The sequence below is a fragment of the Candidatus Kaiserbacteria bacterium genome (genome assembly GCA_017134395.1).
GTDB lineage: Bacteria > Patescibacteriota > Minisyncoccia > Phycocordibacterales > UBA2100 > UBA2100.
The window spans coordinates 215,040-228,424 of sequence record CP070993.1; the positions used below are offsets into that span (position 1 = coordinate 215,040).

Here is a 13,385-nt window from a genome sequence, read left to right on the forward strand (position 1 = left end):
ATGGAAAGAACCACAATCGGAGATATTTCAGCACACAAAGGAAAAAAGGTACACATCAAAGGATGGGTAGATGTTCGACGCGATCACGGGAAATTGATGTTTCTTGTCTTGCGAGATAGAAGTGGCACAGTGCAAGCTATTATAAAAGATGGCATTGAGGCTTTCACAAAGGCACAGAAATTACGCGAACAGTGGGTAGTAAGTATCCAGGGAATTGTTACTGAGCGGCCAGAAAAAATGATCAAGGATGAGCAAAATGGGGATGTAGAGTTACTCATAGAGGATCTGCAAATTCTTTCAGAAGCTGCGGAACTTCCCTTTGATATGGAAGCTGAATTAAATCTCGACACCTACCTCGACAACATGCCGCTAACACTACGAACACAGCGTGCGCGAGACGTTTTTACAATTCAAGCAACTATAACTGAAGCGTTCCGAGGCTTCCTACGAGATAATGGATTTACTGAGTACCAAGCGCCGGCGCTTGTAGGTGGAGATGCTGAAGGTGGAGCTTCGGCCTTTAAAGTGAATTACTATAACGATAAGGATGCCTACTTAGCAACGAGCCCACAGCTCTATAAACAAATTATGGTTGGAGTTTTTGAAAGAGTTTTCAGTATCGGGAAAGTATTCCGAGGAGAAGAACATGCGACATCGCGACATATTTCTGAATATTCTTCTTTGGACTTTGAGATGGGGTTCATTGAGGACCACAAAGATGTAATGGAAATGACTCAAGCCGTTTACACTTACATTTCTAAAACAATCGCAGAACGTCATGCTGACATACTGAAGCGATTCGGCATTGAAGCACCTAAAACTCCAGAAAAGTTCCCAGTGCTGAAATTAAGCGAGGCTCAAGAAATCATTGAGAAAGAATTTGGAGGTAAAGCAGTTGGCGAACCAGACCTAGAACCAGAGCATGAGCGACAGCTATCTGAATGGGCTCTCAAAAACCATGATTCTGATTTTGTGTTTATTACACATTATCCAGTATCAAAGCGCCCATTCTATACATACGAAGATAAAGACGAACCAGGGACTACAAAAAGTTTTGACCTATTGTTCCGCGGTCTTGAAATCACCACCGGAGGACAGCGAGTACATGACCATGACGAAATGATAGAAAAAATAAAGGAAAAGGGAATGAACCCAGACCTCTTTTCTTTCTATCTGCAGGCATTTAAGTACGGCATGCCACCACACGGTGGTACAGGTAACGGACTTGAACGTGTAACTGAACTTATGCTTGGTCTAAAAAATATCCGTGAAGCAACGCTCTTCCCTCGCGACATGAATCGCATTGATACTCGCCTTTCAGAATAACGTATATGAAATTCCACATTAACCAAAGTCCTACAAAAAAGCACGTAAAGGTTTCTTTTGATGCGAAAGAAACCCTGCGCGTAAGCGAAGATACTATCCGTATTGGTGTAGAAGGTGCAAAAAAGATTTCAATGAAAAAGTTTTCACGCCTTGCACGAAGTGTAGTGCGTACTGCACATATGCATCGCGCGCCACAACTAACCATAGCCTGGGATGAATTCACGCAGTTTCCTGTGCTTGCTAATTTTTCTGATGCTGAACTTGCAGAGCGCATCGCAATAGAAATGCTTCTTGCAAACTACTCTTTTACTGAATACAAGACAACACCAAAAAATGGATGGCCAACAGTCAAAGATGTTCTTCTCACTGATGTCCCAACAAAGAGTCTTTCCACTGTAAAGTCAGCACTAGCACGCGCTACTATTATTGGAGAAGAGATAAATGCTGCACGAACTCTTGCAAACACTCCCGGGTGCGATATGCCACCAAAAAAGATTTCATTCGCTGCACAAAAAGCTGCAAAAGGTATCGCTGGGTTAAAAGTAAGCGTCTTGGGTACAAAGGAAATGACAAAACTAGGCATGGGGGCAATTCTTGGTGTAGGCCAAGGTTCGGTGCATGAGCCACAATTTATCGTACTTGAATATTCTGGAGGAAAAAAAGGCGAAAAACCTTTGGCCCTGGTAGGAAAAGGTATCACCTACGATACAGGTGGACTGGGCCTCAAACCGGCAGACGCCATGATGGGTATGCATATGGATATGACAGGAGGTGCACTGGTAATGCATGCAATTATCCTTGCCGCACGATTAAAAACTAAAAAGAATATTGTGGCTGTGGTTGCTGCAGCTGAAAATGCTGTTGGCAAAGAAAGTTACCGCATGGGGGATATTCTCAAAGGGATGTCAGGAAAAATGATAGAAGTACGTCATACAGACGCAGAAGGTCGTCTTGTGCTATCTGATGCGCTTACGTACGTACAGAAAAAACATAAACCGGGTCTTATTATAGATGTCGCGACTCTTACTGGTGCTGCATTAGTCGCACTGGGTCAGTCTGCTTCAATACTTCTTTCGCGCGACGAAAAGTTAGCTTGGGATATACATCTCAAAGGAAATGCTGTCGGTGACTATACGTGGCCGCTACCTTTATGGGATGATTTTAAACCAGAACTTGAAAGTAAGGTTGCAGACATATCAAACATCGGAAGAACACGCTATGGCGGCACAATAAATGGCGGTATGTTCTTAGGAGAATTTGTAGATGAAAAGCAGCCATGGGTGCACATAGATATTGCACCTCGCATGGAGGCAGTAGAAGGAGACCAACTCGCGGACGGTGCAACAGGAGAGCCAATGCGCCTACTTCTTGCATTAGCCCAAGACTAACTCACTATACACAACTAAAAGCTCCAACTACACGGTATAATACAAAACATGGCATCGGTATTTACACTAGAAGTGGGGGAATTTAAAGGACCACTCGAACTTCTTCTTGATCTTATTGAACGACGAAAACTTGAGGTTAGTGACATTTCTCTTTCGACAGTTGCAGATGAGTATGTCGAATATATAGAAGACAGGTCCCACATACCTCTTTCTGAAACAGCACAATTTGTAGTTATCGCATCGACATTACTTCTTATAAAATCGAGAGCCCTATTACCTTCACTAGCACTTACTACTGATGAGGAAGAAGATATACGTGATCTTGAGCACAGATTAAAGCTTTATGCCCATGCACGCCACGCTGCAAAATTACTACGAGCGCACTGGGGTAAAAGCGCGTACTTACCAAAAAATCCGCAAAAGAGTGAGGTTATTTTTGCGCCAGCAAATGACATCACCGAGTCGAACATACTTCTGGCATTAAAGAAAGTAATGGAAGCTATTCCAACTTTTACAAAAGCTCCTATTGCTCAAATAGCACGCGAAATTAGACTTGAAGATATTATAGATAGCCTTACTACACGTATGCAGTCAGCTTTTACTGACTCTTTCAAAAACCTAACATCTAAAGCTGACAGAGTAGAATCTATTGTTCATTTTCTGGCACTCTTAGAATTGGTAAAACGCGGTACACTAGGAGCACAGCAACAAGGAAATTTTTCAGACATAACAATGAACCACGAAGATGTAGACACACCACACTATGGATAATACTATTCCTCACAAATTACAAGCTGTGCTTTATGCGCACGGTGGCGAAATGAAGAAAAGTCAAATACTGACTGTCCTCAGTATTAGTTCAAGTCATCTTATCGAGGCACAAAAAACGCTCCAAGAAATTATTGCAGGGCAGGGGATAGAATTATTTGAGACTGACACCACGCTATCTCTGCGAACTGCAACACAGTATGTAGATTTTTTGAAGGAGCTGCGGCAAAAAGATGATGAAAAAGACATCGGAACTGCAGCGCTTGAGGTGCTATCCATAGTTCTGTACAAGAACGGTACGTCTCGTAGTACAATTGATTATATTCGCGGGGTCAATTCAAGCGGTACACTGCGTCAGCTTGTTCTACGTGGACTGTTAGAGCGATCACGCAGTACGACAGATACACGGGCATGGGTTTACACTGCTACCCCCGAATTGCTTGCTCATATAGGAATTTCCTCATACCATGAGCTTCCTGAGTACTCAGAACTCTCGTCTGCACTAAACGAGCAAGAGCAGCTGGAAATTCAACAATTACACGATGAACAATAATTCAAATGCATTCTTAAGATATATGGCGCTATTTTCACTTATAGGTGGGGTGGGACTAATAGCAAGTTCACTAAATATTTTCTTTACCCAAGCAGCAGCAACACAGCAAGCTTCAGTAGTGCTAGCAGTAGAACAACCATATGATTTCTCTGACACTACTGTCATGGCAAAGAGTGCGTATGTTTTTGATATAAACGAAGGAAAGGCACTTTTCAAAAAAAATGCAGAAGCTCAGTTACCATTAGCGTCAATCGCAAAAATTCCTGTTGCACTATTGGCTAAAAAATATCTTGATCCAGAAGAAATGATTACGATTACTCCATATGCGCTGACACCAGAAGGCGACTGGGGATTTACAATAGGTGATTCATGGAGAGTACGTGATCTGATTGATTACACACTGATGACATCATCTAATGATGGCGCAGCAGCTCTTGCTGAAAGTATTGAAATAGAAACAGGGAAGAAAATAGTGACGCTGCTAGACGAACAAGTAAGCGAAATTGGATTACAACAAACGTACTTCCTTAATGAAACAGGTTTAGATAGCAGCATTGCATTCAGTGGTGCGTATGGGTCAGCACAAGATATAGGAGCACTCTTTGCTCATGCGTATGCTGTTGCACCCGATACACTCATGGCCACTGCAATCTCAGAACGTACGTATTACAGTGCAGAAGGGTTGGAGTACGAAGCAAAAAATACAAATAAGGCAATTGGGCAGCTTCCTGGTCTTGTCTTCGGAAAAACTGGTTTTACTGATTTAGCTGGGGGTAATCTTGCTGTTGTTACTGAATCAGAACCAGGACATCCTTTTGTAATTGTTGTGTTAGGCTCAACGCTCGAAGAGCGCTTCAATGATGTTGTGAAATTAACACGCGCAACACTGCGCACCCCTGCTAAATGATATGGAACTTCTAAACATTATTAAGATAATTACTCCAACACTTGTAGCCTTTACAATTGGAATTCTTATTACACCTTTGCTAACAAAGCAGTTATATCGACACGGTGCCTGGAAGAAGAAGCCTGGCAAGCAAACACTAGAAGGAACGGAAGCAATTGAATTTAATAAGCTCCACAAAGAACGAGAACGTGAAGTACCACGTATGGGAGGTATTATTATTTGGATGAGTGCACTTATAACCATCTTCGGATTTTGGTTTGTTTCGTTCATCTGGCCATCAGCAGAAACTATAAAAATGGACTTCCTCAGTCGTGCACAAACATGGATACCACTATTTGCACTTGGTACCGGTGCGTTAGTAGGTCTTCTGAATGATATATTGGACATCTATTTCAATGGTAATGGCCTTTCTCTAAGGCGGCGCCTTACAGTGGTAATTGGAGTCGCACTCTTCATTGGTTGGTGGTTTTATGAAAAATTGGAAATTATATCTGTGGGAGTACCTTTTGGTGAACCTATCGAGATTGGATGGTTGATTATTCCATTCTTCGTCCTGGTGACTTTGGCAATCTATGCAAGTGGTATTATCGACGGTATCGACGGATTAGCAGGGGGGGTGTTTGCTATGATTTTTACCGCGTATTCAGTCATCGCACTAGCACAAAACCAAATCGATCTTGCGGCATTTTCTGCGATGCTTGTTGGAGCAATCTTGGCATTTTTATGGTTTAACATACCACCGGCTCGTTTCTTTATGACAGAAACAGGAACCATGGCTCTCACTCTTACGCTCGCTACGGTAGCCTTTATGACAGATACGTTAGGTGATGGTATAGGTATTGCCGTTCTCCCAGTGATTGGCTTCCTACTCGTTGCTACTGTTGCAAGTGTGATTCTTCAGGAATTCTCAAAAAAGGTTTGGAAACGAAAACTCTTTAGAGTTGCCCCCCTACACCACCATTTTGAAGCATTAGGATGGCCAAGTACAAAAGTCGCTATGCGGTACTGGGTACTGGGTGCAGTCTTTGGTTTTTTTGGTGTCGTCTTAGCACTCATCGGATAGGGTTATGCGCGGCGTCGGAAACAAAATAGACCGACCACTTCTTATAATTATTGCGCTACTTGTATTTGTAGGATTCTTTTTGTTTTCCTCTGCCTCTCTTGGTCTTCTTGCTCGCGAAGGCGCGCGTTTCTCTTCTGTCGCCTTCAGTCAGCTCGTGCTTGGAATCGGACTTGGATCAGTTGCTCTTTTTATTGTAAGTCGCATTCATTATCGATTTCTTAAACAGTATTCAATTTACTTCTTCATTTTCGCCTTAATCCTTACATTGCTTGTTTTTGTACCATCTTTTGGGTTCTCCTCAGGTGGTGCAACACGATGGATATCTCTTTTTGGCTTAGTATCTATACAACCAGCAGAAATACTTAAGATTGCTACAATACTCTACCTTGCAACTTATCTTGCAAATATGCGCGGTAAACTCAGTTCATTTAAAACCGGTCTTATTCCGTTTGCACTTATACTTCTTGTTCCAGCTATCGTCCTTCTTCTTCAACCAGATACGAGCACACTTGTAGTAATAGCAGCTGCAGCGGTTGGCATGTTTTTTGCTGCCGGTGCTAAATGGCGAGATATTGGAATCCTCATACTTGTCGCCATACTTGCTCTTGGTGTCCTTGTTACAGCCCGTCCGTATGTGCTCGATCGTATCACTACCTTCATGCATCCAGCACAAGACCAACTCGGGTCTGGTTACCAAATAAAGCAATCTCTTATTGCTGTTGGTTCTGGAAAAATTGCCGGCCGTGGTTTTGGCCAAAGCGTTCAAAAGTTTGGCTATCTGCCTGAACCAACAGGGGACTCAGTGTTTGCAGTTGCAGCAGAAGAGTTTGGTTTCATTGGTGCAGTTTTAATACTCGGGCTCTTTGTTGCGCTTGTTATTCGCGCACTATGGGTTGCCGTCCGTGCACCTGATTATTTTGGAGGTTTAGTGGTTATAGGGCTTACGCTTCTTATTAGTACACAAGCGCTTATAAACATAGCTTCTATGCTTGGTGTAATACCTCTTACTGGCTTACCTTTGCCATTTATTAGCCACGGCGGAACAGCCATGCTCGTTATGCTCGCAAGCATGGGAGTAATCTTGAATGTTTCGAAATATGCAAAATAAACCCTTTGTTAGTGGCCTTCGTGCGGTTATACTAGTGGAATGAAAATCGTTTTTACAGGTGGCGGCACGGGAGGACACTTCTATCCCATTATTGCTGTAGCAGAAGAAATACACGAAATTGTACAAGACGAAAAGCTCCTCAGTCCTGAACTGTACTATATTGGTCCGAGTGTCTTGGATTATGAAGCCCTTGCTGAACAAAATATTACCTGGAAGAAAACGAGTGCTGGTAAAATGCGGCGCTACTTTTCAATACGAAATGCTTTCGACTTAATTAAAGTAACCGTGGGTGTAGTTCAATCAGTAATACAATTGTTCTTCCTATATCCTGACGTTGTATTCAGCAAAGGTGGCTATGCTGCTTTTCCAACTACGTTTGCTGCACGTATTCTTCGTATACCTGTGATAGTTCATGAATCAGATGCACATCCAGGTAGGGCAAATGTTATTGCCTCAAAATGGGCTCGAGCAGTCGCCATTTCTTTCCCGGGAGTTTCTGAGTATTTCCCTGGAACTGACAGATCTAAATTCGCACTTGTTGGAAATCCAATTCGCCGCGTTCTCTTCAAACCAGCTCGTGAAGGAGCCCATTCATATCTAAATCTAAAAGATGACATACCAACACTTCTGATACTTGGTGGCTCACAAGGAGCTCAGACAATCAACTCCGTGGTTCTTGATGCACTACCACAATTACTAGAAAAGTATCAGGTAATCCACCAAACAGGGAAAGACAACATCGAACATGTACGTGGTATTGCAAGCGTTTCTCTGCGTGATAATCCAAACAAAGATCGATATCGTCCATTTGGCTTCTTGAACACACTTGCAATGCGTATGGCAGCAGGTATTACCTCTGTTGTTGTAGCTCGGGCTGGAGCTGGAAGTATATTTGAAACTGCAGCGTGGGGAATTCCTGCAATAATCATTCCATTACCGGAAGATATATCTCATGACCAAACAAAAAATGCATTCGCGTATGCTCGCGAAGGAGCTGCTACTGTTATGAAACAGAAAAATCTCTCAAAGAACCTACTTATTGCTGAAATCGATCGAATTATGGAAAGTCCTGAGATCCAAGCAGATATGACCGATGCTGCAAAACGCTTTGCACAACCAGAGGCTGCAAAGAAGATAGCCCGAATGATTATAAATACCGCACTAAAGCACGAAGAATAGATATGTCAGAAAAAATAATAGTTCGCTTTCCGCCATCCCCAACTGGAAGTCTTCACATCGGAAACATCCGTACACTTCTTTTTAATTATCTCTTCGCACGACAAAGTGGTGGGGAAGTTGTAATGAGGTTTGAAGATACAGACAGAGAGAGAAGCGGTATTGAGCACGAAGCGCTAGCACTCGAGGCACTTAGTGAACTCGGATTAGACTTCGACAAAGGTCCGTTCCGTCAATCTGAACGAACTCAAAAGTACGTAGACGCACTACAAGCAATGGTCGAAAAAGACCTCGCCTACGTTGCAGAAGAATCAGAAGGGGAGGCAGGGAAGCATGTCATTCGTTTCCGCAACCCGAATAAGAAAATCACTTTCAACGATTTAGTACGAGGAGAAATAACTATCGACACAACGGACTTTGGTGACTTTGTGATTGCTCGTTCCGAAACAAATCCTATTTACCATCTCACAGTAGTAGTAGATGATTTAGAGATGGGCATTACTCACGTGATTCGCGGAGAAGATCACATAACTTCAACCCCACGCCAAATTCTTCTCATTGAAGCTCTCGGTGGAACAATACCAACATACGCCCACCTTCCACTTATCATCGGGGACGATAAAAAGAAACTGGGAAAAAGACATGGTGCGGTAACATATCAAGAATTTCGCGATCTTGGTTACATACCCGCTGGAATTCTTAACTACCTCGCACTATTAGGGTGGAACCCTGGAGATGACCGTGAGTTTTTTACCAAAGAAGAACTCATAAAAGAATTTTCCCTTGAACGCGTAAACAATTCTCCTGCGTCGTTCTCGTACGAAAAATTTGATTCTGTAAACAAACACCACCTATTAGAACTGCCAACAGAAGAATACAAAGCATATGTAAGTGCATTCCTTGCGGCACATGCTGACGGTTCAAAAATAGCAGGACATCCTAATTTCGATGAAATAGTAGAGAGTATATTACGTGAGCGGGTGCACAAATTTTCAGATATTACTACCATGCTTAATGAAGGAGAGTTTAACTGGATTATTAATCAACCAGTAGTAAAAGCAGAAGATATTCTCTGGAAAGAGACTCCCGCTGAAACTATCAAAAAGCACCTAGAATATGCCTACAAAACGCTTGAAAATGCCTCAAAATGGACTCCTGAGAGCATCAAGGAACAATTATGGTCCTATGCTGAGGAACAGGGAAAAGGAGAGGTTTTATGGCCTTTACGGTTCTCGCTAACCGGTCAAAAAAAGTCACCCGACCCATTTACTGTAGCTTATATTCTTGGAAAGGAAGAGGTTCTTAATCGTCTACAAAATGGCATACAGTTGTTAGAATAATTATCTATGATTCTTTCCATTCGAAGTTTATTTGTTGGATTTTTAATCGCCACACTATGGGTACCAGTCTTTAGTGATGCCCAAAATGCAGACGATCTTCGAGACAAGATAAACGAACAACAAAGCGAAATCGCTGAAATTGAAACAGAAATCAAAAAGTACGAGCAGCAACTGACTGAAATAGGAAGAGAGAAACAGACACTTGAAAGTGCCGTTAAAGAACTTGATGTCTCTCGCCAAAAAGTGAGTGCAAGTGTTTCTCTCGCACAGCGTCAAATTAACGCAACAAATTCTAGCATCAGTGAACTTTCAGATGATATCGATGCGAAAGAAATACTCATAGGCCAAAATCAGGACGCGTTGGCTGAAACACTTCGCCGGATACACGAAACCGAGTCTGGTTCATTCGTTGAGGTAATCCTCGGAAGCGACGATATTTCAAACCTCTGGAATGACCTAGATAGTATCCAGCAATTCCAAATTGTCGTACGAAACGAAGTGGAAATTCTTGCGGAACAAAAAACACAACTTGAAGACGTTAAAACAAAAAAAGAAATAGAACAAGGTATTCTTGTTGAGCACAAAACAGAATTGTCTACACAAAAACGCTCCTTGGATATTAACCGCCAAGCAAAAAACAACCTTCTTAAAGAAACTCAAAGTCGCGAATCTACCTACCAAGAACTCATAGCAATTAAACGACAGGCTAAAGAAGAGTTCGAAGCTCAACTGCGAAGTTTTGAAGCTGAATTACAATACATTTTGGATCCGACAACAATCCCACCAGCAGGGAAGGGTGTGCTCAGTTGGCCTCTTTCAAATGTAACCATTACACAGAATTTCGGAAACACGAAGTTTGCAAGCTCTGGTGCATACAACGGGAGTGGCCATAACGGGGTAGATTTTCGTGCAGCAATTGGTACACCAGTAAAAGCCACCCTCTCAGGAAACGTAAAAGCAACAGGGAACACAGATGCGTTCAGAGGATGTTATTCCTACGGTAAGTGGATACTTATTGAGCACGTAAATGGTCTTGCAACGCTCTATGCTCACTTATCTGATATAAACGTAAGTCCAGGAGAAGCTGTTGGTACTGGAAAAGTTATTGGCTACTCAGGTAACACAGGATTCTCGACCGGCCCTCATCTTCACTTTACTGTGTACGCCAGTGACGCTGTACAAGTCGTACGACTTGGCGACGTTAAATCAAGAACAAACTGCGCAGATGCAAAAATTCCAGTAGCATCATGGAGTGGATATCTTAACCCTCTCGATTATCTTTAGTACGATTTCTAGCAGATAAGTTCTTCAGACACTTTGCGGCGGAATTAGTTTCCTATCCTAGGTTTCTCTGCATACAATGCATCATAAGGAAGTGATGTCGCACAATTTTTGGGAGGCAGAAGAGCTCCAAGACAGGCGATAGAGGTATCAAAGTGTACCAAAAGTTTACACGAAGGTTTCAGGGAGTTTCATCCTGATATAGAGACAGCTTTATAGATAGAAAAATATGCGAATCCGAACAAAAAATTTTGAAAATAAAAAATAGTAAAAGTATAAAAACGAACGTAAAACAAAAGAGTGCAAAAGAAGTAACAATAGTCGTCGAAAGCGATGGATTAAACCTAATCCGCACATCCGCATCACTACAGCCATTCTTACATTGCGTGATGTCGCAAAAGATATATTGTAGGGCGTATAACACTTCTTTCCCGTCACTCTCCTGTTAAAGGAAGACTAGGAAGAAAACATTATATGCTCTACATTTAAGTAGAGTAAATAATGAAGTATAAACGTCCCACAACCCGACCGAATCCTGTTTCTCATTTTGATGAGGTGTCTGATATCGTGCCTACTGAAAAAGGGGTGTCCTCTACCCTGTCTCAAATACCTACTGCAAATTTTTGAATAATTCTTTCTGCCTCTATGCGGCCTGTATCCATCAACATGCACTCGCCTTCTCTATATGTAATCAAACGTGTCTTATGCAACTTTTCAGTAAGCACCTCTTTCTTAAACCGATGTTCATTTTTATATTCAATTGATTCAAACAACTCAACATCTAGTTGTTCATCTTTATAAAAAAGCAATACCAGCACCTCTTCCTCTGTCTTCAACCCAGTGTATTGCACCCTAACTAGCGACCCATTTTTCCAAAGCAGTGGAATTTGCCGCTCTGTGATTTGATTAACAATTTGTTGAGTATCTTCAATTGATAAATTTGATTTTAATCGAACTATCTCAGATAAGACCCATTTTATAGAATACAGAATCAGCGTAGAGTCCATTTCATTTGCTGAAACTAACCCAGGAACATGTCCTACGCCGCGCTTATTGCGAATATTATAGACGCTCCACAAAATCCTTGGGATAAATTGCCTGAACGCAATATCCCCTGATGCGTCTTGATAACGCTTTATTTCCCTCTCATCAAATCGTATTAGAGACTGAGAAAATGGTGTTCGCTTAAGATTAAGCTCTATCTCAATAATTCTGCGTACTACTTCAACAAAGTGACCTGCATCAAGTTCAGACGGCTTCCATTTTCTAATAGCAAAACTGTTTTCAACCTCTGTGTAAGACTGTATTAATTTATCAGCAATATCGTTTCCATATGCTGACTGCAAAAATTTATGAACTATCGGATTCATCGTTTGAACGAATGGACTTGATTAATTTTACCGCCTCCTTTTTTCCTGGGTTTGAAAGAGCGGCAACCTGATCCTTTCCCTTTCCTGAAATAGTTATCAGCTTTGGCTGGCTTTTAAGGTGTGCAGCAAAATTCTTTTTATGAAGGCATCCCTGTTTTTCACACTGAGATCTAATTTTCGACGTTGAGTCTTTTGTTTCGTCACCACCAGTGAGTTTTTCAAGTAAATATAAGTATATTAATGCTGCTTCTTGTGTATTTTTCTTATCATTGTTTTTATGTTGAAGGTCATAAACTAGCCTAATCTCACCATCTACCAACTGGGCGATATCCTCAAAATCATCGTCTCCTATATGCTCATCGGCGATATCATCCTTATGATTGTCCTTATCTGGAATGTTCTTTACTTTTTTTGTTTTAACCTGCCCAATCGTGTTACGAATCTCTTTATCAAAAGACTCTATCATCTCCCTTACAAACTTCTCTGTCCCCATAACCTCAAATATTCCATCGTTGAGAGAGAAGACTGCGTGTGTTTTTTCCTTTTCCATATAAAGACATATTCCTACTGTTTAAGGACATTATCAAGTTCAATAGGTGCATAAGTCGTTTGATGTCTTTTTCTTGACCTAAACCTCTACAGTTTATCTCCCCCCACCCCGCCGCATCCATTGAACACCACGGAACAATCTGATACATTTCTTGTACTGGTTGATGTGTACTGGCCACCACATCACTTCCCGCAAGGGCGACACAGTCGGCTAACGCACAAGGTTTAGAGTGTGGGGATGCGCAACAATGATAGCGCTTGTAAAAACCGATCCCCACTATACTCTACTCCTTGTGCGTTTTTTGATATCCATATAAAAACCCCCAGGAGGAATCATACGCGTCATCGAAACACACTAGATTCAACTCCCAGGGGTCAGTCCCTGCACCTGGTCGCTATTATGCAAGAACTACGAGGGAGGTCCTACCAAAACCTATATCCCTCGCAGGTACATTTATACTTGAATGGTTAATGGTTTGCAATGTGTTTCCCTACCCTGTTGTGGTGTTTGGGTGAAGCTATCCCCATTCGCACATCCACCCTATTGCATTCCACC

Annotated in this window: 12 protein-coding genes; 10 read left to right on the forward strand and 2 right to left on the reverse strand. The window is 41.9% G+C overall.

Annotated features, from left to right (window positions below; translation table 11 throughout):
* From aspS to JXR01_01165, 10 genes are read left to right on the forward strand one after another with little or no spacing between them, the layout of a single operon-like run.
* Complete coding sequence (gene aspS / locus JXR01_01120) at positions 1-1,326, forward strand: aspartate--tRNA(Asn) ligase (GenBank protein ID QSH39598.1); 1,326 nt, start codon at positions 1-3, stop codon at positions 1,324-1,326.
* Between the two features lie 5 nt (positions 1,327-1,331).
* Complete coding sequence (locus JXR01_01125; GenBank protein QSH39599.1) at positions 1,332-2,714, forward strand: leucyl aminopeptidase family protein; 1,383 nt, start codon at positions 1,332-1,334, stop codon at positions 2,712-2,714.
* 48 nt (positions 2,715-2,762) lie between these two features.
* On the forward strand, positions 2,763-3,485 hold the full coding sequence (locus JXR01_01130) for a segregation/condensation protein A (GenBank protein ID QSH39600.1): 723 nt from the start codon (positions 2,763-2,765) through the stop codon (positions 3,483-3,485).
* Positions 3,478-4,035, forward strand: coding sequence for an SMC-Scp complex subunit ScpB (locus JXR01_01135; GenBank protein QSH39601.1), 558 nt, complete (start codon positions 3,478-3,480; stop codon positions 4,033-4,035). Before JXR01_01130 ends, JXR01_01135 begins: the two co-directional genes overlap by 8 nt.
* A gap of 22 nt (positions 4,036-4,057) precedes the next feature.
* A complete protein-coding gene (locus tag JXR01_01140; GenBank protein ID QSH39602.1) occupies positions 4,058-4,942 on the forward strand; it encodes a D-alanyl-D-alanine carboxypeptidase in 885 nt (294 codons plus the stop codon).
* A 1-nt stretch (position 4,943) separates the two neighbouring features.
* Positions 4,944-6,005 carry a hypothetical protein gene (locus JXR01_01145; protein ID QSH39603.1) on the forward strand — a complete coding sequence of 354 codons (1,062 nt, stop codon included), beginning with the start codon at positions 4,944-4,946 and terminating at the stop codon, positions 6,003-6,005.
* Between the two features lie 4 nt (positions 6,006-6,009).
* Entirely contained in the window at positions 6,010-7,113 is a 1,104-nt protein-coding gene (gene ftsW / locus JXR01_01150; GenBank protein ID QSH39604.1) for a putative lipid II flippase FtsW, read from the forward strand.
* A gap of 39 nt (positions 7,114-7,152) precedes the next feature.
* Positions 7,153-8,292, forward strand: coding sequence for an undecaprenyldiphospho-muramoylpentapeptide beta-N-acetylglucosaminyltransferase (murG, locus tag JXR01_01155; protein ID QSH39605.1), 1,140 nt, complete (start codon positions 7,153-7,155; stop codon positions 8,290-8,292).
* Between the two features lie 2 nt (positions 8,293-8,294).
* Entirely contained in the window at positions 8,295-9,629 is a 1,335-nt protein-coding gene (gene gltX / locus JXR01_01160) for a glutamate--tRNA ligase (protein QSH39606.1), read from the forward strand.
* A 6-nt stretch (positions 9,630-9,635) separates the two neighbouring features.
* Positions 9,636-10,913: a peptidoglycan DD-metalloendopeptidase family protein gene (locus JXR01_01165; GenBank protein ID QSH39607.1), complete on the forward strand. Its 1,278-nt coding sequence runs from the start codon at positions 9,636-9,638 to the stop codon at positions 10,911-10,913.
* Between the two features lie 599 nt (positions 10,914-11,512).
* Here JXR01_01165 and JXR01_01170 read toward each other — a convergent pair.
* Positions 11,513-12,256 carry a hypothetical protein gene (locus tag JXR01_01170; GenBank protein ID QSH39608.1) on the reverse strand — a complete coding sequence of 248 codons (744 nt, stop codon included), beginning with the start codon at positions 12,254-12,256 and terminating at the stop codon, positions 11,513-11,515.
* 4 nt (positions 12,257-12,260) lie between these two features.
* On the reverse strand, positions 12,261-12,830 hold the full coding sequence (locus JXR01_01175; protein QSH39609.1) for a hypothetical protein: 570 nt from the start codon (positions 12,828-12,830) through the stop codon (positions 12,261-12,263).
* Between the last annotated feature and the right edge of the window lie 555 nt (positions 12,831-13,385).

What these genes read in the sequence shown, in the direction of transcription:
- aspS (QSH39598.1), top strand. Translation starts at nt 1, where the DNA reads ATGGAAAGAACCACAATCGGAGATATTTCAGCACACAAAGGAAAAAAG.
- JXR01_01125 (QSH39599.1), top strand. Translation starts at nt 1,332, where the DNA reads ATGAAATTCCACATTAACCAAAGTCCTACAAAAAAGCACGTAAAGGTT.
- JXR01_01130 (QSH39600.1), top strand. Translation starts at nt 2,763, where the DNA reads ATGGCATCGGTATTTACACTAGAAGTGGGGGAATTTAAAGGACCACTC.
- JXR01_01135 (QSH39601.1), top strand. Translation starts at nt 3,478, where the DNA reads ATGGATAATACTATTCCTCACAAATTACAAGCTGTGCTTTATGCGCAC.
- JXR01_01140 (QSH39602.1), top strand. Translation starts at nt 4,058, where the DNA reads ATGGCGCTATTTTCACTTATAGGTGGGGTGGGACTAATAGCAAGTTCA.
- JXR01_01145 (QSH39603.1), top strand. Translation starts at nt 4,944, where the DNA reads ATGGAACTTCTAAACATTATTAAGATAATTACTCCAACACTTGTAGCC.
- ftsW (QSH39604.1), top strand. Translation starts at nt 6,010, where the DNA reads ATGCGCGGCGTCGGAAACAAAATAGACCGACCACTTCTTATAATTATT.
- murG (QSH39605.1), top strand. Translation starts at nt 7,153, where the DNA reads ATGAAAATCGTTTTTACAGGTGGCGGCACGGGAGGACACTTCTATCCC.
- gltX (QSH39606.1), top strand. Translation starts at nt 8,295, where the DNA reads ATGTCAGAAAAAATAATAGTTCGCTTTCCGCCATCCCCAACTGGAAGT.
- JXR01_01165 (QSH39607.1), top strand. Translation starts at nt 9,636, where the DNA reads ATGATTCTTTCCATTCGAAGTTTATTTGTTGGATTTTTAATCGCCACA.
- JXR01_01175 (QSH39609.1), bottom strand. Translation starts at nt 12,830, where the DNA reads ATGGAAAAGGAAAAAACACACGCAGTCTTCTCTCTCAACGATGGAATA.